This is a genomic window from Streptomyces sp. NPDC007905 (assembly GCF_042959345.1).
Lineage (GTDB): Bacteria > Actinomycetota > Actinomycetes > Streptomycetales > Streptomycetaceae > Streptomyces.
Window position 1 is genome coordinate 334,146 of the sequence record NZ_JBIBKS010000005.1, and the last position, 21,023, is coordinate 355,168.

Sequence of the window (21,023 nt, forward strand, 5' to 3'; positions counted from 1 at the left end):
CCTGCCGCCGACACGGAACCTGTGAGGTAAGGCTCAGTTCCCGGGGCGTTGCATCGACACGCGGGCTGTCCACACCCCTAGTCGCGATCTATCGCGTTTCGGTACGCTGCTGCCGTGGACCTTCAGAAGCACGCTCCAGCCCAGGACACGGCACCGCGTCTCGCCGAGCTGCGCGCCTCGGACGCCGACCGTGACCGCGTGGCCGACATCCTCCGCGAGGCCCTGGCCGAGGGCCGGCTGACCGCCGACGAGCACGCCGAGCGGGTGGAGGGGGTGCTGCACGCCAAGACGGTCGGCGAGCTGGAGGTCTTCATCCGCGACCTCCCGGCCGCCCACCAGCGGCCCGCGGCCCCCGCCTACACCCCCGTGCCGCCCCGTCCCACGCCCGGCGCCATTCCGGCCGAGGCCGACGCGAACGTGGTGGCCGTCTTCAGCGCCGCCGCCCGCAAGGGCCGCTGGCGTGCCGGGCGCAGACTGCACGCCTACGCAGTCTTCGGCAGCGTCGAGATCGACCTCAGCGAGGCGATCTTCGAGTACCAGCAGGTCGTGATCAAGGCCGTCTCGGTCTTCGGTGACGTCCAGATCCGTGTTCCGGAGAACGTCTCGCTGCGCGGCACCGGCGGTGGCGTGCTGGGCAACTTCGAGGTGGACACGCTGGATTCGGTCGAGTCGGAAGCGCCGGTGGTCTATGTCGACGGGTGGGCCGTACTCGGCAACGTCGAGGCGCGGCCCCGGCGCGGCAAGCGTGTGGCGGACATCCTCGACCGTGTCCAGGACAAGGTCGACAGAAAGCTGCGCAAGCACCTCGGCCGTTGACGGTCGCCGATCCGCCGGTGGTCGGAAGGGTGCCGCCCTGTTGCGGCGGGCGCGTGGGGGCGCGAACAAGCCGCCGCGCGCCTGCGGTTGGGAACGCAGTGCATAGGCGCGCGCACAGCGGGTAGGCCTTGCTGCGTCGTCGCTCACTCGCGAAGCCGTCGTCAGGAGTAGACCGTGCTGCAACCGCCGCATTCGTCCTTGCAGGTAGCTGCCGTTCCGGCCCAGCGGGTGCCAGCGCGCGACAGGGATCAAGACGCACCCTGGCATACCGAGGCGGTGTGCCGGCGCGACGAGGCCGGGCTGTTCTTCGCCCCGTCGAAGGAGCCGACGGCCGCTCGTCTGTCCCGTGAGGAAGCGGCCAAGCGGGTCTGTGCGCGCTGCCCCGTCATGGTCGAGTGCCGTGAACACGCGCTCCTTCAGCCGGAGCCGTACGGCGTCTGGGGCGGCCTGACGGCGGCGGAACGCCGGGTGGTCCTGGCGAGGCGCCGCAGGCGCGAGGTAGAGCTGAAGAAGGCGGCGCGGGCGACGACGAACCGCATAGCGGGCTAGGTCATGTCGTCGAACTCCCGTCGTCCGCCCGGGGGCGGGGCAGACGGGAGTTCGACGACAGGGCCTGGGCAAGCGTATGGGCGCCCTCTCCGCACAGAGGGCGCCCATGAGCCATCGGGTGCGGGCTACTTGGCCCGGTCGAAGTCGATCGCGCTGTAGGCCCGCAGCTTGCTGAGCCGGTGCTCGGAGTCGATCCGCCGCACGGTCCCGGACTTCGACCGCATCACGATCGAGTCGGTGGTGGCGGTCTCGGACCGGTAGCGAACTCCGCGCAGCAGCTCGCCGTCGGTGATACCGGTGGCGACGAAGAACACGTTCTCCCCGGTGACCAGGTCCTCCGTGGTCAGCACCCGGTCCAGGTCGTGCCCGGCGTCGATGGCCCGCGCACGCTCCTCCTCGTCCTTCGGCCACAGCTTGCCCTGGATGGTGCCGCCCAGGCACTTGACCGCGCAGGCCGAGATGATGCCCTCGGGGGTGCCGCCGATTCCGAGCAGCAGGTCGATGCCCGTGCCCTCGCGCAGTGCCAGGATCGAGCCCGCGACGTCGCCGTCGGAGATCAGCTTGATGCGCGCGCCGGTCTCCCGGATCTCCTTGATGATGCCCTCGTGCCGGGGCCGGTCCAGGATGACGACCGTGACGTCCTCGGGCGTGGAGCGCTTGGCCTTGGCGACCCGGCGGATGTTGACCGACACGGGCGCGTTGATGTCGACGAAGTCCGCGGCCTCGGGGCCGGTGACCAGTTTGTCCATGTAGAACACGGCGGACGGGTCGAACAGGGCGCCACGCTCGGCGGCTGCGAGGACGGCGATGGCGTTGGGCATGCCCTTGGCCGTCAGCGTGGTGCCGTCGATCGGGTCGACGGCGATGTCGACCTCGGGCCCGGTGCCGTCGCCCACCTGCTCCCCGTTGAAGAGCATCGGGGCCTCGTCCTTCTCACCTTCGCCGATGACGACGATGCCGTTCATCGACACGGTGGAGACGAGGGTCCGCATGGCGCGCACCGCGGCGCCGTCGGCGCCGTTCTTGTCGCCGCGTCCGACCCAGCGGCCCGCGGCCATGGCCGCGGCTTCGGTGACCCGGACAAGTTCCAGGGCGAGGTTGCGGTCGGGGGCCTCGGAGGGGACGTCCAGCTCGGACGGCAAGTGATGATGCTCGGTCATCGGAGCGCACCTTTCTGATACGACGACGGCCGGATGAGGGTGTTGGTCCCGACTCTATCGTTAGGTAGACAAAATGAGCAGGGGGCCCCACGGATGAGCGCTCCGGACACCTGCGACGATAGAGGGCGTGGCAGGTTCGAACGGCAAGCAGAAGACGGTCCGGGACATGATCCTCTCCCTGGGGCTGATCGGGATCGCGGCGGCGGTCATCTATGTTTTCGTCCCGCATGACGATCACGCTCCCGACATCAAGCGGGTCGACTACCGGGTCGAGCTGCTCACGGCGCGTCGTGCGGCGAGCTACCCGGTGGCCGCACCGGAGGGACTGCCGAGTACCTGGAAGGCGACCTCCGTACGCTTCCAGGGCGAGAATTCCGACCGCTGGCACCTGGGCTTCCAGGATCCCGAGGGACAGTACGTGCAGGTCGAGCAGTCCACTCAGAAGCGTGCCGACTTCATCGACCAGGCCAGTCAGGGCGCCTCGGCGACCAAGCGGACCGAGCGGATCGGCGGCCGCACCTGGACCCGCTACACCGGTGGCCGCTACGACGCCCTGGTCCTCGAGGGCACCCCGGGCTCCACGACGGTGGTGGCGGGCACGGCCTCCTTCGACGGGCTGACGAAGATGGCGGTGGCGCTGAAGATGCGGTGAGCGCCCGCGCAGGCGTACGGCAGGAGGCCCCCAGCACCGCTGGGGGCCTCCTGCCGTACGCGGGTGACTCAGACGGTGGTGACGACGTCCTCGTACGCCAGGCGCGGGGAGCGCGGGTACCAGGCGTCCGGGCCCGGCTTGCCGATGTTGACGACCATCAGCGGGGTGTGGTCGTCGTCCAGGAAATCCTTGCGGACGCCCTCGAAGTCGAAACCGGTCATCGGGCCGGCGGCGAGGCCCGCTGCGCGGACGCCGACGATGAAGTACGCGGCCTGCAGGGCGGCGTTCATCGCGGCGGAGCCCTCGCGGACCGGGCGCTCGGCGAAGAAGACGTCCTTGGCCTGCGGGAAGGCCGGGAACAGGGCGGGCAGCTCCTCGTGGAACTCGTTGTCCGCGGAGAGGACGGCGACCAGCGGGGCGGTGGCGGTCTTCGCCCGGTTGCCCTCGGCCATGTGCCGCACCAGGCGCTCGCGGGCCTCGGCGGAGCGGACCAGAGTGATGCGCAGCGGGGTCTGGTTGAAGGCGGTGGGGCCGTACTTGACCAGGTCGTAGATCGCCTGGACCTGCTCCTCGGTCACGGGCTCGTCCGTGAAGGTGTTCGCGGTGCGGGCCTCGCGGAACAGCAGGTCCTGGGCGGCCGGGTCAAGAACGAGAGACATGCGTGACTTCCTCGGATGCGCGTCCGGTCCGGGTGCCGGACCGGCTGACGGCAGCGACCTTACGCCAAAGAAGTTCAACCTTCAACTAAAGTCGGGGTGTGGTGATCCGCTTCACAGCTCCCGCCGTGTGCCTACTCGGTGTCCTCCTCGGCCTCTTCCTCGGCGAGGGCCGCGTCCAGCCGGGCCCGTGCCCCCTCCAGCCAGCGCCGGCACACCTTCGCCAGCTCCTCGCCGCGCTCCCACAGCGCCAGGGACTCCTCCAGCGTCGTACCGCCCGCCTCCAGCCGCCGCACGACCTCGATCAACTCATCCCGCGCCTGCTCGTACGAGAGCGCCTCATCCACCTTGCTGGTCATCCCACCCACCCTAGACATCGACACGTACGGAGAACTCACCCTCGGCGACCCGGGCGCGCAGCGTCTCGCCCTCCGCCACCTCGGCCGGGTCGCGTACCGCGTGGCCATCGGCCCTCTGCAGCACCGCGTAGCCGCGCTTGAGGGTGGCGGCGGGGGAGAGGGCCACCACGCGCGCGTGCGTGTGGGTCAGCTCCGAGTCGGCGCGGTCCAGGAGGTGGCCGAGGGTGCGCCGGCCGCGCTCCAGCAGCGAGACCACGTGGTCGGCGCGCTCGTCGAGCATCCGGTGCGGATCCTCTATCGACGGCCGCGCCAGCGCGTGCGCGAGACCCCGCTCCTCTCGCTCCACGAACGCGTTCACGCAGCGCCGGGCCCGGTCCCGCAGCATCCGCACCCGCTCGAACTCCTCGCCCACGTCCGGTACGACCTTCTTGGCCGCGTCGGTCGGCGTGGAGGCGCGCAGGTCGGCGACGTGGTCCAGCAGCGGGTTGTCCGGCTCGTGCCCGATGGCGGAGACGACCGGCGTACGGCACTCCGCCACGGCCCGGACGAGCTGCTCGTCGGAGAAGGGCAGCAGGTCCTCCACGCTGCCGCCGCCCCGGGCGACGATGATCACGTCCACGTCCTCGATCCCGTCCAGCTCCTTGACGGCCTGGACGACCTGCGGGACGGCGTGCACGCCCTGCACGGCGACGTTGCGCACCTCGAAGCGGACGGCCGGCCAGCGATGACGGGCGTTCTCCAGCACGTCCCGCTCCGCGGCGGAGGCGCGGCCGCAGACCAGCCCGATCAGCTGGGGCAGGAACGGCAGCGGCTTCTTCCGCTCCGGTGCGAACAGTCCCTCGGCCGCGAGTGCCTTCTTCAGCTGCTCCAACCGGGCGAGCAGCTCGCCGACACCGACGGGCCTTATCTCGGCGGCCCGCAGCGACAGCTGCCCGCGCGGGGCGTACCACTCCGGCTTCGCCAGCACGACGACCCGGGCGCCCTCGCCGACGACATCGGCGACGGCGTCGAACACCTGCCGGTAGCAGGTCACGCTGACGGAGATGTCGTACGACGGGTCCCGCAGGGTCAGGAACACGACCCCGGCCCCCGGCCGCCGCGACAACTGCGTGATCTGCCCCTCCACCCACACCGCACCGAGCCGATCGATCCAGCTCCCGATCAGCCGGGAGACCTCACCGACGGGGAGGGGTGTTTCGGGCGACGTGTTCACAGCCATGCCGCGAGCGTAGTGGCCGGTACCGACAAAAGGCGGTGTCCCCGGACTCCGGACGGCCTCGGCCGTCTCCGCTGCCCCACCAGCACCAGTGACCCGACGAACAGCCACACCGCCCCCACCACCTGAGCCGTACCGGACGCCTCCGAACCCGGCCTCCTCACCCACCCCCGCGCGCGTACGCGAACACCGCCCCCGCCCGGGGGAGGGGAACAGCCGCCCGTAGACCCCAGGTCCCGGGAGCCGAGGCTGCGCCGCAGCCGGTGCCGCTCGTCGGCCTGGGGCACCGCCGTGCCGGTCTCGGACCCAAGGACCGGCTTTCCCCGCCACACCGCGGGGGCACGCGATCTCGGAGCCCACGCACGCACCCTTACGATGGGGGGCATGACCGCTTCGCCTGGCCGCCGTGTCCTGCTCGCCGCCCCCCGGGGCTACTGCGCCGGTGTGGACCGCGCCGTGATCGCCGTCGAGAAGGCCCTGGAGCAGTACGGGGCCCCGATCTACGTCCGGCACGAGATCGTCCACAACAAGTACGTCGTGCAGACCCTGGAGAAGAAGGGCGCCGTCTTCGTCGAGCGGACGGAGGAGGTGCCTGCGGGCAACATCGTGATGTTCTCGGCGCACGGCGTCGCACCGGTGGTGCACGAGGAGGCCGAGCAGGGCCGGCTCGCCACCATCGACGCCACCTGCCCGCTGGTCACCAAGGTCCACAAGGAAGCCGTCCGCTACGCCAAGGAGGACTACGACATCCTCCTGATCGGGCACGAGGGCCACGAGGAGGTCATCGGCACCTCCGGTGAGGCCCCCGACCACATCCAGCTGGTCGACGGCCCCGAGGACGTCGCCAAGGTCGAGGTGCGTGACCCGTCGAAGGTCGTCTGGCTGTCCCAGACCACCCTCTCCGTGGACGAGACCATGGAGACCGTCGACGCCCTGAAGACGAAGTTCCCGGGGCTCGTCTCCCCGCCCAGCGACGACATCTGCTACGCCACCCAGAACCGTCAGCTCGCCGTGAAGCAGATGGGCGCCGAGGCCGAGCTGGTCATCGTGGTCGGCTCGCGCAACTCGTCCAACTCCAAGCGGCTGGTCGAGGTCGCCAAGCTCGCCGGTGCCCGCGAGGCCTACCTGGTGGACTTCGCCCACGAGATCGACGAGGCCTGGCTGGAGGGCGTCACCACGGTCGGTGTCACCTCCGGTGCCTCCGTCCCGGAGGTTCTGGTCGAGCAGGTTCTGCAATGGCTCGCCGAGCGCGGCTACGGTGATGTCGAGATCGTCAGGGCGGCCGAGGAGTCCATCACCTTCTCGCTGCCCAAGGAACTCCGCCGTGACCTGCGCGAAGAGGCCGCGACCCTGGTCGCGGGGCGCGGCGGTTCGGGCGCCTCGGACGCCACCGCCGAGTAACGGGCGGGCGTACGCGCGGCGGGACGCCGTAGTGACGGTCAGTCGTCCGTCGTAACGTGGGGCCATGCAGATCTTCGGTGTGGACATCGGCGGGTCCGGGATCAAGGGTGCCCCTGTGGACCTGGACAAGGGCGACCTGGCCCAGGAGCGCTGCAAGGTGCTCACCCCGCACCCGGCGACGCCCGACGGCGTGGCCGACGGCGTGAAGCAGGTCGTCGACCATTTCGGCTGGACGGGCCCGGTGGGCCTGACCTTCCCCGGCGTGGTCACCGGCGGCGCCACGGTCCGTACGGCGGCCAATGTCGACAAGGGCTGGATCGACACGGACGCGCGCGCCCTGTTCAGCGGGCGGCTGGGCGGCCTGCCGGTGACCGTGGTCAACGACGCGGACGCGGCGGGCGTCGCGGAGATGCAGTTCGGCGCCGGGCAGGGCCGCCGGGGCACGGTCATCCTGCTCACCTTCGGCACCGGCATCGGCAGCGCCGTCTTCGTGGACGGTGTCCTGGTCCCCAACACCGAGCTGGGCCACCTCGAGCTGGGCGGCAACGACGCGGAGAAGCGGGCCTCCAGCAAGGCCAAGGAGGACCACGAGCTGACCTGGGAGCACTGGGCCCGCCGCGTCCAGAAGTACCTCGCGCACGTCGAGATGCTCTTCTCCCCCGAGCTGTTCATCATCGGCGGCGGGGTGAGCCGCAAGGCGGAGAAGTTCCTGCACTTCATCGAGGGCATCAGGGCCGAGATGGTGCCGGCCCAGCTGCAGAACAACGCGGGGATCGTCGGAGCGGCGATGCGGGCGGCGCAGGCCCGGGCGCAATAGCGGGGGCGCCCGGCTCAGACGCGGCGGCGGGCCCGTACCCACAGCGCCCGGCGTACCAGCACCGTCACCCCCGCGGCCAGCGTCCCCGCGTAGAGCCAGCCCGCCTGTGTGGCGAGTCCGGTGACCAGCCCCATCAGCCGTCCGCGCAGACCGCTCCCGCCCTCGGCGACGGGGAAGAGGCCCACCGCGAAGGCGATCGGTACGACGACGGGCGCGGTGAGCAGGTCACCGCCGCGCACCCACAGGGCGGTCAGCGCGCACACCGGCAGGAACAGCACGCCGTACAGCGTCAGGGACGCGCCGAACAGCAGCTGGTCCACAAAGCCGAGCAGCAACATCACGGCCGCGCAGAACAGCCCCCCGCCGAGCCCGGTGAGCCGGGGGCCCGGCATCTCGCCCGGCGGCACCGGGCGGGTGACCGGCCGCGCGGCACGATCCGTCTCCCGTGCGGATCTGCTCTCGCCCGTCCGCCGTCGCGCCTGCGACGGCAGTGACGCGGACGGTGTGCCGCGTCGCCGTGCGTCGTTCGGGGGTCGCCTTCTGCGTTGCTCCATTGGGCCAACTTAGGTCTGTTTATGTGCCGAATCGGCCCTCAGACACGCCGATGCCAAGAGCTCGGTCGGGCGTACGACGCTCCAGCGAGCCCGCCGACGTGGACGCCGTAGACTGGTGGATCGGCCAGTGTCTCTGGCCCCTGGCAGCCCCTGGCCCCTCTCATCTACGGGAAGTCGCAACGTGTCGCTCACGATCGGAATCGTCGGCCTGCCGAATGTCGGCAAGTCGACCCTGTTCAACGCCCTGACCAAGAACGACGTGCTGGCGGCCAACTACCCGTTCGCCACGATCGAGCCGAACGTCGGCGTCGTCGGCGTCCCCGACGGCCGGCTGGCCAAGCTGGCCTCGATCTTCAGCTCCGAGCGCATCCTTCCGGCCACGGTCGACTTCGTGGACATCGCCGGTATCGTGCGCGGCGCCTCCGAGGGCGAGGGCCTGGGCAACAAGTTCCTCGCGAACATCCGCGAGTCCGACGCGATCTGCCAGGTCATCCGCGCTTTCAAGGACGAGAACGTCGTGCACGTCGACGGCAAGGTCTCGCCGAAGGACGACATCGAGACGATCAACACCGAACTGATCCTCGCCGACCTGCAGACCATCGAGAAGGTCCTGCCGCGCCTCCAGAAGGAGTCCCGGATCAAGAAGGACGTGGCTCCCAAGGTCAAGGCCGTCGAGGAGGCCAAGGAGATCCTGGAGAAGGGCGACACGCTCTTCGCCCACGGCATCGTCCAGGGCACCGAGCGCAACGAACTGCTGCACGACCTGCACCTGCTCACCACCAAGCCGTTCCTCTACGTCTTCAACGTCGACGAGGACGAGCTGGTCGACGAGGACTTCAAGAACGAGCAGCGCGCCCTGGTCGCCCCGGCCGAGGCGATCTTCCTCAACGCCAAGCTGGAGGCCGACCTCGCCGAGCTGGACGAGGAGGAGGCCCTGGAGCTGCTGGAGTCCGTCGGGCAGCACGAGCCCGGCCTGGCCACGCTGGCCCGCGTCGGCTTCAACACCCTCGGGCTGCAGACCTACCTGACGGCAGGCCCCAAGGAGTCCCGTGCCTGGACGATCAAGAGGGGCGCCACGGCCCCCGAGGCGGCCGGCGTGATCCACACCGACTTCCAGAAGGGCTTCATCAAGGCGGAGGTCATCTCCTTCGAGGACCTGGTCGATGCGGGCTCGGTCGCCGAGGCCCGCGCCAAGGGCAAGGCCCGGATGGAGGGCAAGGAGTACGTCATGCAGGACGGCGACGTGGTGGAGTTCCGCTTCAATGTGTAGCGAGTGACTTAACGCCACTTCGCTGATCTGGCAAACGCGCAGGCCAAATGGGGTCTGGCTCTTCGGGGTCAGGCCCCTTGATTTTTACCGTGCTGGATAGGTGCTGGATTTTCTGACCTCTCGTCACCTGTTATCACCTCCCATCACCCGTACCGTGCTGGATGTCGGCGTAGGCGTGGGGCACCACCGGCCTGCGTGCTCGTCGGGGCAGCTGATCTGCAGCAGCGTCGATTTCTCCGCGCTGCAGTCGGCACCGCTGCTGGGGGTTGTCGGAGTCGGCCGCCGACGGCCCCATCGACGACTTCGGCCCCTCGCTGGTCCAACGCTGGCGGCTCCGCGAGGACATGGTTCCGACCGTGGACGGAACCCTCCGGAGAGGGTAGGACCCTACGAATAGCTCGCTCATCCCGATCAAAAAGGTAGGGAGGACTGATCATGTGGTTCGTCCCCGGTCGGAGGGCGATCCGGGAGTCGGGAACGTGCCGACCGCTTTGAGCGTTCGCAGGACCGGTGCTGTCTCCATGGTGTGGATCGCCTTGACCGCCCCCAGACCGTGGGTGAGGTGGCGGTACAGGGCGGCGGTGGCCCAGCACAGGGTGTGCGCCACGAGATTCGTCGGGCCAGTGGTGTGGGCCACGAAGGCGAGTTCGTCATGGCGAGCAAGAGCGGTGGCCACATCATCGAGGTGCGCAGAGGCGACGGCCATCCACAGCAGCGCCTTCACGTTGCCGCCCAGCAGGGCGGGGTCGATCTCGATGTCGAAGAAGATCGCCCCGCAGGCACGGAGGTGGTCCAGTCGGCGTGAGACCGTCGCCGGTGACCAGTCCGTGCCGGCGGCGAGTTCGGCGATGGCTGCTCGTCCGTCCCGCCGCAGTGCGTCCATCAGGGCGAGACCGGCAGGGGAGGGCTGCGATTGGCTGAGAGCCTCTCGAGGGCCGGGACCGTGGCCCGCGCTCGCTCGCCACCGTCCGCACTTCCTGAGCAGGCATGACGATCGCTGGGCCTCGCCTGGTGTGCGGGGCCGTACGGCACGCCGCGGGGATCGCGCGGGGCCGGGCAGCGCGCGGGGCCGGGCAGCCACCCCCGAGGGGTGCTGCCCGGCCACTTCGTACGCCTGGGTCAGGAGCGGCCCGGGGTGATGGTCACCGGCTCCTGCTCCTCCTGGCGAGGCCCGGCGAGGGACTGCCCGGGGTGGCCGGGTTGCTGCCCGGACCGGGTCCGGGGCCACCACGCCTTCGGGCCGATCAGCCCGGTCAGTGTCGGCACCAGGAGCAGCGCCATGACGAAGGCGGTCAGCAGGATGCCGAACGCCACCGCGAAGCCCATCTCTTGCAGCATCGAGTTGTCCGCCAGCATCAGGACACCGAAGGTGCCCGCCAGGATGACGGCGGCGGATCCGATCGTCGGGGCCGACCGGGAGACGGCGAGACGTACGGACTCGGCCGTGGACTTGCCGTTGAGCACCTCCTCGCGCAGCCGCGCCACCATGAGGATGTTGTAGTCGGTGCCGATGGCGACGACGAAGAGGTACACCACGATGGGCAGCGAGAACAGCAGCCCCGCCTCCCCCTTGACGTTCTGGAAGAGGAAGACCGTCGAGCCCAGCGTGGCGGCGAAGCCCAGGCCGACCGCGAGCATCAGGTAGAGCGGGGCGACGACGCTGCGCAGCAGCAGCCCCAGGATGAGCAGGATGGCGAGCGCGGCGATCGGGAAGACCAGCGTGTAGTCGTGCTCGACGGCGTCCTCGATGTCGGCGAGGACCGCGGTCTTTCCGCCCACCAGCGCCTTCGTGCCCTCGGGCGCGTCCTTGTGCACGGTGTCCCTGAGGTCGCCGGCGACCAGGTTGATGGCCTCGTCGGAGGAGGGCCGGAACTTCAGCACCACGTTGTACTGGGCGACGTCGCCCTTGGGGCTCAGGCGGGCCGGGGAGACCTCGCCGACGCCGGACACCTTGGCGATGGACTGCCGGAACGAGTCGAGGGAGGTCTTGTCGAGCGGCGTGCCCTGACGCGATGTGACGAACACCAGGCTCGGCTCGGTCTCGCCCGCCGAGAAGCTCTTCTGCAGATCCGCGTTGGTGCGGATCGACTCCAGGGACTTGGGAAGCGTGCTCTCCTGGTCGAAGCCGGGCTTGAAGCCGAGCGCCCCGATGGCGAGCACGGCGAGCAGGCCCGTGGAGGCGGCGGCGACCAGGCCGGGCCGCCGCGAGGCGAAGGTCCCGAGCTTGCCGGCCAGACGGTTCTTCGGGGCCCGCTGCCATGCCTTGGACGGCCAGAACGCCTTCGTACCGAGGAGGGAGAAGACTGCGGGCACCAGGGTGAGTGCGGCGACCAGGGTGACAGCGACGGAGATCGCGAGGGACGGGCCCATCGCGCGCAGGTTGCCCATGGTGGAGAACAGCAGGGCCAGGAAGGCGACGATCACCGCGCCCGCGGCGGAGGCAATGGTCTCGCCGACTCGCGAGACGGAGTCGATGAGGGCCCGCTTGGGCTCGCGCCCCTCGCGCAGGTGCTCCCGGTACCGGAACAGCAGGAACAGGATGTAGTCGGTTCCCACACCGAAGAGGACCACGATCAGGATCGCGGAGTTGCTGCTGTCCGCCTCGAGGCCGAAGAGGGAGCTGGCGGTGGCGATCAGGCCGTTGGCCACGATGAACATCAGCGCGATGGTGAGGACCGGCAGCAGCGCGATGAGCGGACTGCGGAAGATGACCCCGAGCAGGACGATGATCAGGAGCAGCGTGGCCATCATGATCATGGCGTCCGTGTTGCCGGCCGCCTCCTTGGCGTCGAGCGCCAGGGCCGTGGGGCCGGTGACCCCCATCTTCAGCCCGGTGCCCCGGAGCTGCTCCTTGCCGTCCGAACGGAGCTTGCGGACGGACTCCTGGCCTTTGTCGGTGGCCGGGTCCTTCTCGGCGGAGACGACGCTCGCGAGCGCCATTCTGCCGTCCTTGGAGACCGCCTCGGGCGAGGTCAGGACCTTGTCGAAGGTCTCGTACCGCTTGGCCTGGAACTCCCCGGCCACCTTGGCGACGGTGGCCTTGTCGGCGGCCGTCAGCCTGCCGCCGTCGGTCCGCTGGAAGACCACCACGGCAGCGGGGGTCTCCTGCTGCGGGAACGCCTTCTCCTGGATCTTCGTGACCTGGACCGACTCGTACCGGGAGGGCAGGAAGTCGGCCTGGTCCGTACTGGACTTCAGCGTGGGAGCCAGGGTGGCCAGTGCGACCGTGGCAACGATCCAAGCCAGGATGACCAGCCAAGGCCGGTTGACGGTGAACCGTCCTATCCGTCCGAACACGACGCTCCTTTGGAAAGGGATGGTGGTGCGCGGCCGCAGGTCTGCGGCATGGCAGCACCTAGGGCCGCCCGGTGCCCGGACGGCGCGACACCACGCGGGATGGGAGGCAGCGCATAACCCCGGCGGCACGCGGGCATGCCCCTCGAGTCGTGGCCGGGATGCGAGCGCTGCCCGCCCAGTCTCCCGCGTCGACTCGGAAGCACAGGCTCCGAGCGGGCTGGTCGACACGTTGTTGACAGCCGGGGTTGATCTTCCGGTGGAATGTCGCCCGAACCGAGGGCCGTGCGTCCGCGGGACCTTCCCTCGCTGTCCTCTTGCGGACAGCCGGGAGGGATTCCCTGTCCCGGCCGGGCGTCCCTTTCCTACCGTTCGGCGTGGTGGGCCGTGACGACGCAGACGTGCCCCGGGGGAGGGGTAGATGTCGCAGGTGGCCACGCTGGACGCTCAGGCGCGCGGCCGTTCGGTGCTTTCCCGGATCGCCGCAGGTGAGGACGAGCTGGAATCCCGCCTTGCCGCCGGCCTCGCGCGGGTGGAGGAGCGGCTCCGGGAGTGTGCCGCGGGGGCGGCCGACCCGCGTGTGGCCGAGGTGGTCGGCTATCTCGTCGCGGCGGGCGGCAAGAGGCTGCGCCCGCTGCTCACCCTGGTGGCCGCCGAGTTCGCGGAACCCGGTGCTCCGGGTGTGGTGGACGCCGCCGTGATCTGCGAGCTGGTCCACGTCGCCTCGCTCTACCACGACGACGTGATGGACCAGGCCCACATCCGGCACGGAGTGCCCAGCGTCAACGCGCGCTGGAGCAACTCCGTCGCCGTCATGGCGGGCAACTGGCTGCTCGCCACGTCCGCCCGGCTCTGCGCCGACCTGGTGGCACAGACCCTCGCGCTGCACGCCGAGGCTTCCGCACGACTGGTGCGGGGCCAGCTGCGGGAACTGCTCGGTCCGGGCGCGGACGACGACCCGCTCGACCACTACTTCGGCGTGGTCGCGGACAAGTCGGCCACACTGATGTCCCTCGCGCTGCGGCTCGGCGCGCTCCAGGCCGGGGTGCCCACCGCCGTGGCCGACGCGCTCGCGGAGTACGGAGAACATCTCGGCGTGGCGTTCCAGATCGCCGACGACCTGCTCGACATCACCTCGTCGTCCGGGCTGAGCGGAAAAGAACAGGGCAAGGACCTCGCGGTCGGCGTGGCCTGCTTGCCCGTCCTGCTCGCCCGCGCTGACGACGATCCCCGTGACGACGAACTGCGGTCCCTGCTGAGCACCCCCTCGGGGGTGGCGGGCGAGGCGCACCGCCGGGCCCTCGAACTGCTGCGCCAGTCCCCGGCCATGGCGCGGGCTCGCACGCTGATGAACGAGCGGCTCGAGCAGGCCCGTTCGGCCCTGCACCGGTTGCCTTCCGGGCCACCGTCGCGCGCCCTGGACGCACTGTGTGATGTGGTGGCCCATCGCACGTCATAGCGCGTGCCGGATCGGACAACCGTGCCGGACCTGTTCCGGGGTGATCGCCACCACTCCGCGACCCGCTTCGGAAGTGACTCATGAAGGTGGACCACGACATGACGCGCGTGACCGGGCTGCGCCGGATCCGCGGCGTGGTCCGGCGGGGCAGCGCACAGGCCAGCGTGGTGATCGGCTGGGGCACCGTGCACGGCCGGTCGGTCGTCACGTACGCCCATGACGCGAACGTCGGCGAGGCAGGTCTCCTCGTCGTCGTACGCGAAGTGCGCGACGCCCGACGTCCCGGCGTGCACGTCGGTGCCGCCCAGACCGCTCTGGGAGACCTCCTTGCCGGTCATCGCCTCGACGACGCCGGGGCCTGTGATGAACATCTGGGAGGTGTCGCGGACCCTGAGCACGAAGTCCGTCAACGCCGGTGAGTAGGCGGCGCCGTCGGCGCACAGCCCGAGCATCACGCTGGAGGCAGAGCTGGTGCACCCCTACTACGCCGCCGAGCGCGGCCTGGTCGACGACGTCGACGTCGTCGACTCCGCCGAGACCCGCGAGGTGCTGATCGGCGCGCTCGCGATGCTGCTCGAGAGGCACGCCCCGCTGCCGGTGCGCAAGAACGGGAACCAGCCGGCATGACGTTCCAGGGGTGCAGGTCCGCATCCTCCTCACGAGGGAGACGGATGACCCCACAGACTGATGCGCGGCGGCGCCGCAGCGAAGAAAGTGGATTACATGCTCAAGAACACAGTTCCGGGCGTGCCGCGTTGGGCAGTCCGCACCGCCTACGCCGTACCGTTGGTCACCTTGCCCTCGAGCCTGTGGCGGCTCGCTCTGGCCGCCGGGCTCCCGGTGACGTCGGAGCCGTTGCGCACGGGCTGGGGCGTGGCATACGTCGTGGTTCTGACGGTGGTCACGGAGGGGCTCGCCCTGCTCACACTCGGCCTGGTGCAGCCGTGGGGTGAGGTCGTGCCGCGCTGGATGCCGCTGATCGGCGGCCGGCCGGTGAGCCCGCTCGCGGCGGTGGTCCCGGCGCTCGCCGGGTCGTTCGTGCTGTTCGCTCTGAGCCTTCTGGTCGGTTTCGTTCAGGGCGGCAATCTGGCGGCCGGCGTTCTGACGGACACCCGGGCCCAGACGGTCCTCCTCGCCGTCTGCTACACCCCGCTGCTCGCCTGGGCCCCGCTCCTCGCGGTGTCGGCGATCGCGTACTACCGGCGGCGCACCACCTCGGCTTCGGTGCTGGAGGGGGTGCTCGAGCACCAGTGAGCGGCGGCGGGACCCCCCGCGCAGACGAATCTCCACGATTTCCTCGGCATGTATATAGAGGTATTCAATGGACGAGGGCGCTCCGGCCCGTCGATATCTAGGGTTCAACCATGTCGACCGAACGGGGCCCGTTCTCAACTTCGCGGTGTGACAAGCGATTCGGTCGACCGAAATCGATGGCACTGATGACAGTGGCCTGGTCCGAAATCCCCATTGCCGGGTCGGCTACGGACCGGACCGCCGCCGCGAGGATGGAGTGGAATCCATGCAAGGACACGTGCCGCCATTCGCGGTGATTTCCGGCGCCCAAGTGGACGGGGTGCTCACGGGGCACGAGCAGCAGGTGACGAAGCTGATCGAGGCCGCCTACCGGACGCACGGCCAGGGCGACACGGTGAACCCGCCGTCCTACTTCCTGCGCTTCCCGGACCGCCCGAGCGCGCGCATCATCGCGCTGCCAGCGTCGATCGGCGGCGAGACCCAGGTGGACGGTCTCAAGTGGATCTCCAGTTTTCCGGAGAACGTGGCCGCCGGGATACCCCGCGCCTCGGCGGTGCTGCTGCTCAATGACCAGGACACCGGATACCCGATCGCCTGCCTGGAATCATCCATCATCAGCGCCGCGCGTACCGCCGCCTCGGCGGCCCTGGCCGCCGACGTCCTCACCCGGGAGCACGGCCGCCCGCGCCGGATCGGCTTCTTCGGCGTGGGCCTGATCGCCCGGTACGTGCACACCTACCTCGCCGCGAACGGCTGGACGTTCGACGAGGTAGGGGTGCACGATCTGGCGCCCGAGCACGCCGCCGGGTTCGCCGGCTACCTCAGCGGCGACGGCGGCGAGAAGGTCACGATCCATGACCGGGCCGAGGACCTGATCCGAGAGTCGGACCTGGTGGTGTTCGCGACGGTGGCCGGTGCCCCCCACGTCACCGACCCGGCGTGGTTCGCCCACAACCCGCTGGTCCTGCATGTCTCATTGCGCGACCTGTCCCCGGAGATCGTGCTGGCCTCGGCCAACATCGTCGACGACGTGGAGCACTGCCTCAAGGCCAACACCTCGCCCCACCTGGCCGAACAGCTCACCGGCAACCGTGACTTCGTCCACGGCACCCTGTACGACGTCCTGACGGGGCGGGCACCCGGGCACGACGGAAGCAGGCCGCTGGTGTTCTCACCGTTCGGCTTGGGCATCCTCGACCTCGCACTCGGCAAGCACGTGTACGACCAGGTGGCCACCGCCGGCGAGCTGATGGTGGTGCCGGGCTTCTTCCACGAGCTCAGCCGCTACGGATCGAGGGGCTGAGGGTTTGCCTATCGTCAGCGTTCCTGAGCAGTTCAATCAGGAAGACCTGTACCTCGATCTGCACGCGACCATGGACCTGCCGGTCTACCTCAAGTGCGAGGGTTTCAACTTCGCGGGGTCGATCAAGATCAAGGCGGCCACCGAAATGGTGGACGCCGCCGAGCGCGAGGGGCTTCTCGGCTCCGACTCGATCCTGATCGAGTCCTCGTCCGGCAACCTGGGCGTGGCCCTCAGCATGATCGCCGCGAGCCGCGGCTACGCCTTCGAGTGCGTGACGGACGCCCGGTGCAACCTGGCCACCCGGCTCCTGATGGAGGCCATGGGAAGCCGGGTGAAGGTGATCACCGAAGAAGACCCGGAGCGCGGTCTGCTCGGTGCCCGCCTCGACTACGTGGCCAAGCAGTGCGAGGCCGATCCGCGGTACGTATGGCTGAACCAGCACGCCAACCCGAACAACTGGAAGGCCCACTACCGGAGGACCGCGCCCGCAATCGCGGACCGCTTCCCGGGCCTGGACGTACTGTTCATCGGGGCCGGCACGACCGGGACCCTGATGGGCTGTGCCCGGTACTTCCGCCAGACGAACCCCAGGGTGACCGTCGTCGCGGTGGACAGCGTCGGCTCCGTCACCTTCGGCACGCCGCCGGGCCTGCGGATGATTCCCGGCCTGGGCGCCGGCGTTCGGCCGCAGCTGCTCGACGAGTCCTTCGTGGACCACGTCGTGCACGTTCCGGAGGCGGAGACGGTCCGGGTCTGCCATCGGCTCGCCCGGACCGGATTCCTGTTCGGCGGCTCGACGGGAACCGTCATCGCCGGCGCGAGTCACTGGCTTGCGGAGCACCGGCCTGGGGATGACGTCACGGCGGTGGCGATCGCGCCCGATTTCGGCGAGCGCTATCTCGACACGCTTTATCACAGCAATTGGGTGCGGGAATTCTACGGCTCGGACGTCCTGGACGGCCTTGCCCACGACTCGCAGTACACGCACTGACCAGAACGGAGTGGAATGACCATGACGAATCCCTTTGAGGACAAGGACGCCGATTACTACGTCCTGGTGAACGACGAGGGCCAGCACTCCCTGTGGCCCGCCTCCGTCGACGTCCCGCGGGGGTGGGTCACCGTGTTCGGGCAGGACGGCCGGCAGGCCTGCCTGGACTTCATCGAGCGGAACTGGACCGATATGCGCCCCAAGAGCCTGATCGCCGCGACGGCGCGGCAGGCGGGCTGAGGCACCGCCCGGGCTGCCGCGCGGGCACCGTGAAGATGGGCGCCGGGCTGCCGCTCCAGCGCCCATCGAGGGACTGCAACGGTCCCGCTTCTACGGCGTGCTGCGGGCCCTGGCCGGCCTCGGGGCCGGTATCAGGCCCAGTTCCGCTGCCCGCACCCCGGCCTGGAAGCGGGAGCTGGCGCCGAGCAGCGACATGACCTCCGCCACGTAACGGCGGTAGGTCCGCACCGAGACGGCCAGATCACGGGCGGCAACCTCGTCGGTGACCCCGGCCTGCAGGGCGCCCAGGATCCGCTGGGCCAGGGCGGCGCGGTCGCGGTCGCCGAAGACGATGATCTCGCTCGCGGGCACGGCGTCGCTCCACACGTTCTGGAAGAAGGTGCGCAGGGCGTGCAGCACCTCCGGCACCCGGATCACCGAGGAGCGACGCCCGACTGAGGACTCGGCCACCACGAGTGCGGCGCCGCCGTCGACGATGAGCGCCTGCAGCGGGGGGATCCTCGCGACGCGGACCGCCACCGGCCGCGCCCTGCCGAACTGCTCGCGGACGAACCCTTCGTCGAGCAGGGGAGGGGTGGTGAGCAGGCGTATCGCGACCCCCTCGGCCGCGTCGCAGAGCAGGTCCCGCTCCGCTCCCTCCGAGTGGCGCGCGGCCCGGTCCGAGACGCTCGGCCGTCGCGCATGGACGATCTCGATGCTCCGCGAAGCCCCCTTGACCAGGATGCGGGCGGTGTCGAGGACGACGGCGCAGTCGTTCTCCACGGTGGTGATCAGCTGTTCCTGCGCACTGCGGTCGCGGTGGATGGCCACGGACGACTCGATGAGGGCCCGTACCTCGAACAGTGCTTGTTCCAGTTCGTCCTCGCGCCGATCGGACACGTCTTCTCTCTCCCCGTTTCCCCTGAGCCGGGTGGGCCCCCCGCAGAACGGCCCACCCGGAGATGCCTCTGTCTGTCCGGTCAGGCCGACAGCAGGCCGCACTCCACCGCGCGGACTCCGGCCTGGAAGCGGGAGCTGGCGTCGAGTGCCCGCATGATCTCGGCGACGTACCGCCGGTAGGTGCGCAGTGACACGTTGATCTCGCGGGCGGCCGCCTCGTCGGTGTGGCCCGCGCGCAGCCGCTCCAGGATGTTCCGGACGAGTTCGGTGCGCAGGCGGGGGCTGAGCCGCAGGTGGTCCGCGAGGTCGCGGCTGCCGGACCAGGCGCCGGCGAGGAGCAGTTCCAGGGCGCGCACGGCGGCGGTGTCGTGGACGACGGCGAATTGCCCCTCGGCCGCGTGAGGGGGCGCCGGGACGAGCGCGACCCTGCCGTCGACCACGAGGAGCCTGCGCAGTTCCCTGTCGGTGACGCGGGCGTCGAGTCGTGACTCCGGGATCGGACGGAGCCGGTCCGCGCAGAGCTGCATGGCGTCGGCGGTGCACAGCACCCGGACGGTCGTACGGACCGGGCTGCCGGCAAGGAGCCGGAGGGCGGACTCGGTGAACTCCCCGAGGCCGGTGAGGGCGATGGAGACGGAATGCCGGGCGGTGCCGATGAGCTGCTCCATGGCAGCACCGAGCTGGGCTATGTTGTTGCGCGCGACGGTACTGGGAAGCACTTGGCGCTCGCGGTGCATCGAGACCGTGGACTCGATCAAGGCCCTGGCCTGGAGCAGCGCCTGCTCCAGGTGAGCGGCGTGGCCACCGGCCCAGCCGCCCGTCGTACGCAGGGCCGATGGTTCAACTGTCACGTTCAATGCGTGTAACCCCCGTGATGTTCAGACCCTGCCGGCGGACTTCCGCTCCGCGTTCCCTGCCGGTGGGTCCCCCGTTTGTGAGCCGACATGACGGTCACCCAACTCGACCGCTCCCGTACCCGGAGTTAGCTGACAGCTATCGGCGAGGCCCACGTTGGCGGAGTCTCGCCGGATTGTCAACTGACAGCTAATCTGCAAAACTGGCGGGCGGCCAAGGGCATGTCCAAGGGGGTGACCGGAGGGAGATTCACATGTCCGAGAGCGACGAACGGCCCGTGCTGGCGGTGCGTCTGGACAATCTCTTCAGGACGGTTCGCCCCAAGGGCAGGCACTGGACCAATGCCGAGGTCGCGGAGGAGCTGAAGCGGGCCAACCCCGAACTCCGTGTGGGCAGCGTGTACTTGTCGCAGTTGCGGACCGGCAAGCGCTGCAATCCCTCACCGGACCTCCTGGCCGCCCTGGCTCGCTTCTTCGGTGTGTCGGTCGCCTACTTCTTCGACGACGAGGTCGCCGAGTCCGTCCTCAGCGAGGTCGCCGCCATCGAGGCCCTGCGGCAGGCAGGGGTGCGCGCCGTGGCGATGCGGGCGGCCGGGATGAAGAAAGAGAACCTCCAGGCCATCACGGCCATCATGGACCAGTACAGGCAGCTGCAGGGGCTTCCGCCCGTCACCGACCCCTCGGCCACGGAGTGAGGGGAGGCCAGGGCCGGTGAGAGGTAGCGGGAAGAGGCGGGCGGCCGATCAGGTCCGCCGCAGCCAGCTCAAGAGGCTCCGCAAGGACGGCGTACGGCGCATCGCCGCACTCGATCTGCCGGACGTGGCCGATGTGGCGGAACTCTGCTGCCACTTGGGCGAGGTTCGAGGCCGTCCCATCACGCTGGTCCCGATGCAGATGCCTGCGTCGCACCCGTGCGGCATGTGGGTCGCCGCACGCGACGAGGATCTCATCTTCTACGACGCCAACACGACCAGCGCGCATCAGGAGCACATCATCTTGCACGAGCTGGGTCACATCATTTGCTGCCACCGCGGGGCAGGCTGGCTGGACGAGGCGAGTGCCCGCCTCCTCTTCCCCAACCTGGACCCCGACATCGTGCGTGACATGCTCCTGCGCGCGACCTACGACGACGTCCAGGAACAGGAGGCGGAGGTCATCGCCTATCTGCTCGCCCAGCGGGTGGGCACCGCCAAGGAGCGCCACGGCGTGTCCGAAGCCGAGGAGCCGGACGACGGCAGAGCACCCGGGAGCGACGCCATGCTCAGCCGGATCGAACGCACCCTGTTCTGACGTGGGTCA

Annotated in this window: 22 protein-coding genes and 2 pseudogenes; 14 read left to right on the forward strand and 10 right to left on the reverse strand. The window is 69.8% G+C overall.

All coding sequences use genetic code 11. From position 1 onward, the window contains the following. Positions 1–114: 114 nt before the first annotated feature. Positions 115–816: a DUF1707 domain-containing protein gene (locus ACFZDC_RS12035; protein WP_391322751.1), complete on the forward strand. Its 702-nt coding sequence runs from the start codon at positions 115–117 to the stop codon at positions 814–816. Positions 817–990: 174 nt separating this feature from the next. After that, positions 991–1,365 (forward strand): WhiB family transcriptional regulator, encoded by a 375-nt coding sequence (locus ACFZDC_RS12040; protein ID WP_094215194.1) that lies wholly within the window; start codon positions 991–993, stop codon positions 1,363–1,365. A 125-nt stretch (positions 1,366–1,490) separates the two neighbouring features. Here ACFZDC_RS12040 and glpX read toward each other — a convergent pair whose 3' ends face one another. Beyond that, positions 1,491–2,525: a class II fructose-bisphosphatase gene (gene glpX, locus ACFZDC_RS12045; protein WP_391322752.1), complete on the reverse strand. Its 1,035-nt coding sequence runs from the start codon at positions 2,523–2,525 to the stop codon at positions 1,491–1,493. A 127-nt stretch (positions 2,526–2,652) separates the two neighbouring features. Here glpX and ACFZDC_RS12050 point away from each other — a divergent pair, with 127 nt between their 5' ends. Continuing rightward, positions 2,653–3,177, forward strand: a complete 525-nt coding sequence (locus tag ACFZDC_RS12050) for a DUF4245 family protein (RefSeq protein ID WP_391322754.1) — start codon at positions 2,653–2,655, stop codon at positions 3,175–3,177. Positions 3,178–3,245: 68 nt separating this feature from the next. On the opposite strand, the gene ACFZDC_RS12055 is transcribed toward ACFZDC_RS12050, so the two are convergent. The 3 genes from ACFZDC_RS12055 to xseA all read right to left on the reverse strand — a co-directional run bounded on the left by ACFZDC_RS12055 (position 3,246) and on the right by xseA (position 5,411). Next, complete coding sequence (locus ACFZDC_RS12055) at positions 3,246–3,836, reverse strand: malonic semialdehyde reductase (RefSeq protein ID WP_391322756.1); 591 nt, start codon at positions 3,834–3,836, stop codon at positions 3,246–3,248. A gap of 131 nt (positions 3,837–3,967) precedes the next feature. Further along, positions 3,968–4,192 carry an exodeoxyribonuclease VII small subunit gene (locus ACFZDC_RS12060; RefSeq protein ID WP_391322758.1) on the reverse strand — a complete coding sequence of 75 codons (225 nt, stop codon included), beginning with the start codon at positions 4,190–4,192 and terminating at the stop codon, positions 3,968–3,970. 10 nt (positions 4,193–4,202) lie between these two features. Continuing rightward, the gene (gene xseA / locus ACFZDC_RS12065; protein WP_391322760.1) at positions 4,203–5,411 is read right to left on the reverse strand and encodes an exodeoxyribonuclease VII large subunit; all 1,209 of its coding nucleotides are present in this window, start codon (positions 5,409–5,411) and stop codon (positions 4,203–4,205) included. A 372-nt stretch (positions 5,412–5,783) separates the two neighbouring features. Between xseA and ACFZDC_RS12070 the strand changes: the two genes are divergently transcribed. Beyond that, entirely contained in the window at positions 5,784–6,809 is a 1,026-nt protein-coding gene (locus ACFZDC_RS12070) for a 4-hydroxy-3-methylbut-2-enyl diphosphate reductase (protein ID WP_391322762.1), read from the forward strand. 64 nt (positions 6,810–6,873) lie between these two features. After that, positions 6,874–7,626 (forward strand): polyphosphate--glucose phosphotransferase, encoded by a 753-nt coding sequence (ppgK, locus tag ACFZDC_RS12075; protein WP_391322764.1) that lies wholly within the window; start codon positions 6,874–6,876, stop codon positions 7,624–7,626. 14 nt (positions 7,627–7,640) lie between these two features. Here the strand turns inward: ppgK and ACFZDC_RS12080 are convergent, their stop codons facing one another. Further along, on the reverse strand, positions 7,641–8,180 hold the full coding sequence (locus ACFZDC_RS12080) for a DUF6542 domain-containing protein (RefSeq protein ID WP_391322766.1): 540 nt from the start codon (positions 8,178–8,180) through the stop codon (positions 7,641–7,643). Positions 8,181–8,361: 181 nt separating this feature from the next. On the opposite strand from ACFZDC_RS12080, the gene ychF reads away from it, so the two are divergent. After that, positions 8,362–9,450, forward strand: a complete 1,089-nt coding sequence (gene ychF / locus ACFZDC_RS12085; RefSeq protein WP_391322768.1) for a redox-regulated ATPase YchF — start codon at positions 8,362–8,364, stop codon at positions 9,448–9,450. Positions 9,451–9,883: 433 nt separating this feature from the next. Here the strand turns inward: ychF and ACFZDC_RS12090 are convergent, their stop codons facing one another. Both ACFZDC_RS12090 and ACFZDC_RS12095 read right to left on the reverse strand, forming a co-directional pair. Further along, positions 9,884–10,333, reverse strand: coding sequence for an Lrp/AsnC ligand binding domain-containing protein (locus tag ACFZDC_RS12090; RefSeq protein ID WP_391322770.1), 450 nt, complete (start codon positions 10,331–10,333; stop codon positions 9,884–9,886). Between the two features lie 236 nt (positions 10,334–10,569). Further along, positions 10,570–12,747: an MMPL family transporter gene (locus ACFZDC_RS12095; RefSeq protein ID WP_359004925.1), complete on the reverse strand. Its 2,178-nt coding sequence runs from the start codon at positions 12,745–12,747 to the stop codon at positions 10,570–10,572. A gap of 418 nt (positions 12,748–13,165) precedes the next feature. Here ACFZDC_RS12095 and ACFZDC_RS12100 point away from each other — a divergent pair, with 418 nt between their 5' ends. Next, positions 13,166–14,203 (forward strand): polyprenyl synthetase family protein, encoded by a 1,038-nt coding sequence (locus tag ACFZDC_RS12100; RefSeq protein WP_391322771.1) that lies wholly within the window; start codon positions 13,166–13,168, stop codon positions 14,201–14,203. Between the two features lie 215 nt (positions 14,204–14,418). Here ACFZDC_RS12100 and ACFZDC_RS12105 read toward each other — a convergent pair. Then, a pseudogene (locus ACFZDC_RS12105) lies at positions 14,419–14,661 on the reverse strand (carboxyl transferase domain-containing protein); the annotation flags it as partial. 1 nt (position 14,662) lies between these two features. Between ACFZDC_RS12105 and ACFZDC_RS12110 the strand changes: the two are divergent. From ACFZDC_RS12110 to ACFZDC_RS12130, 5 genes and pseudogenes are all read left to right on the forward strand, one after another. After that, a pseudogene (locus ACFZDC_RS12110) lies at positions 14,663–14,830 on the forward strand (carboxyl transferase domain-containing protein); the annotation flags it as partial. A gap of 120 nt (positions 14,831–14,950) precedes the next feature. Further along, positions 14,951–15,457, forward strand: a complete 507-nt coding sequence (locus ACFZDC_RS12115) for a hypothetical protein (RefSeq protein ID WP_391322774.1) — start codon at positions 14,951–14,953, stop codon at positions 15,455–15,457. A gap of 265 nt (positions 15,458–15,722) precedes the next feature. Next, complete coding sequence (sbnB, locus tag ACFZDC_RS12120) at positions 15,723–16,760, forward strand: 2,3-diaminopropionate biosynthesis protein SbnB (RefSeq protein WP_391322776.1); 1,038 nt, start codon at positions 15,723–15,725, stop codon at positions 16,758–16,760. 4 nt (positions 16,761–16,764) lie between these two features. Beyond that, complete coding sequence (gene sbnA, locus ACFZDC_RS12125) at positions 16,765–17,751, forward strand: 2,3-diaminopropionate biosynthesis protein SbnA (protein WP_391322778.1); 987 nt, start codon at positions 16,765–16,767, stop codon at positions 17,749–17,751. Between the two features lie 21 nt (positions 17,752–17,772). After that, positions 17,773–17,991, forward strand: a complete 219-nt coding sequence (locus ACFZDC_RS12130; RefSeq protein WP_359004913.1) for an MbtH family protein — start codon at positions 17,773–17,775, stop codon at positions 17,989–17,991. 90 nt (positions 17,992–18,081) lie between these two features. Here the strand turns inward: ACFZDC_RS12130 and ACFZDC_RS12135 are convergent, their stop codons facing one another. Together ACFZDC_RS12135 and ACFZDC_RS12140 are read right to left on the reverse strand one after the other, a co-directional pair. Continuing rightward, entirely contained in the window at positions 18,082–18,870 is a 789-nt protein-coding gene (locus ACFZDC_RS12135) for a LuxR family transcriptional regulator (protein WP_391322780.1), read from the reverse strand. An 80-nt stretch (positions 18,871–18,950) separates the two neighbouring features. Further along, a complete protein-coding gene (locus ACFZDC_RS12140) occupies positions 18,951–19,721 on the reverse strand; it encodes a DNA-binding response regulator (protein WP_391322782.1) in 771 nt (256 codons plus the stop codon). Between the two features lie 257 nt (positions 19,722–19,978). Here ACFZDC_RS12140 and ACFZDC_RS12145 point away from each other — a divergent pair, with 257 nt between their 5' ends. Next, on the forward strand, positions 19,979–20,419 hold the full coding sequence (locus ACFZDC_RS12145) for a helix-turn-helix domain-containing protein (protein ID WP_359004904.1): 441 nt from the start codon (positions 19,979–19,981) through the stop codon (positions 20,417–20,419). A 16-nt stretch (positions 20,420–20,435) separates the two neighbouring features. Next, positions 20,436–21,014 (forward strand): toxin, encoded by a 579-nt coding sequence (locus tag ACFZDC_RS12150; protein WP_359004901.1) that lies wholly within the window; start codon positions 20,436–20,438, stop codon positions 21,012–21,014. Positions 21,015–21,023 lie beyond the last annotated feature (9 nt).

Excerpts from the sequence above, each read along its gene's own strand:
- glpX (WP_391322752.1), bottom strand. The coding sequence starts at position 2,525 with ATGACCGAGCATCATCACTTGCCGTCCGAGCTGGACGTCCCCTCCGAG.
- ppgK (WP_391322764.1), top strand. The coding sequence starts at position 6,874 with ATGCAGATCTTCGGTGTGGACATCGGCGGGTCCGGGATCAAGGGTGCC.
- ACFZDC_RS12070 (WP_391322762.1), top strand. The coding sequence starts at position 5,784 with ATGGGGGGCATGACCGCTTCGCCTGGCCGCCGTGTCCTGCTCGCCGCC.
- ACFZDC_RS12090 (WP_391322770.1), bottom strand. The coding sequence starts at position 10,333 with ATGGACGCACTGCGGCGGGACGGACGAGCAGCCATCGCCGAACTCGCC.
- xseA (WP_391322760.1), bottom strand. The coding sequence starts at position 5,411 with ATGGCTGTGAACACGTCGCCCGAAACACCCCTCCCCGTCGGTGAGGTC.
- ACFZDC_RS12100 (WP_391322771.1), top strand. The coding sequence starts at position 13,166 with ATGTCGCAGGTGGCCACGCTGGACGCTCAGGCGCGCGGCCGTTCGGTG.
- ACFZDC_RS12055 (WP_391322756.1), bottom strand. The coding sequence starts at position 3,836 with ATGTCTCTCGTTCTTGACCCGGCCGCCCAGGACCTGCTGTTCCGCGAG.
- ACFZDC_RS12130 (WP_359004913.1), top strand. The coding sequence starts at position 17,773 with ATGACGAATCCCTTTGAGGACAAGGACGCCGATTACTACGTCCTGGTG.
- sbnB (WP_391322776.1), top strand. The coding sequence starts at position 15,723 with ATGCAAGGACACGTGCCGCCATTCGCGGTGATTTCCGGCGCCCAAGTG.
- ACFZDC_RS12060 (WP_391322758.1), bottom strand. The coding sequence starts at position 4,192 with ATGACCAGCAAGGTGGATGAGGCGCTCTCGTACGAGCAGGCGCGGGAT.
- ACFZDC_RS12080 (WP_391322766.1), bottom strand. The coding sequence starts at position 8,180 with ATGGAGCAACGCAGAAGGCGACCCCCGAACGACGCACGGCGACGCGGC.
- ACFZDC_RS12145 (WP_359004904.1), top strand. The coding sequence starts at position 19,979 with ATGTCCGAGAGCGACGAACGGCCCGTGCTGGCGGTGCGTCTGGACAAT.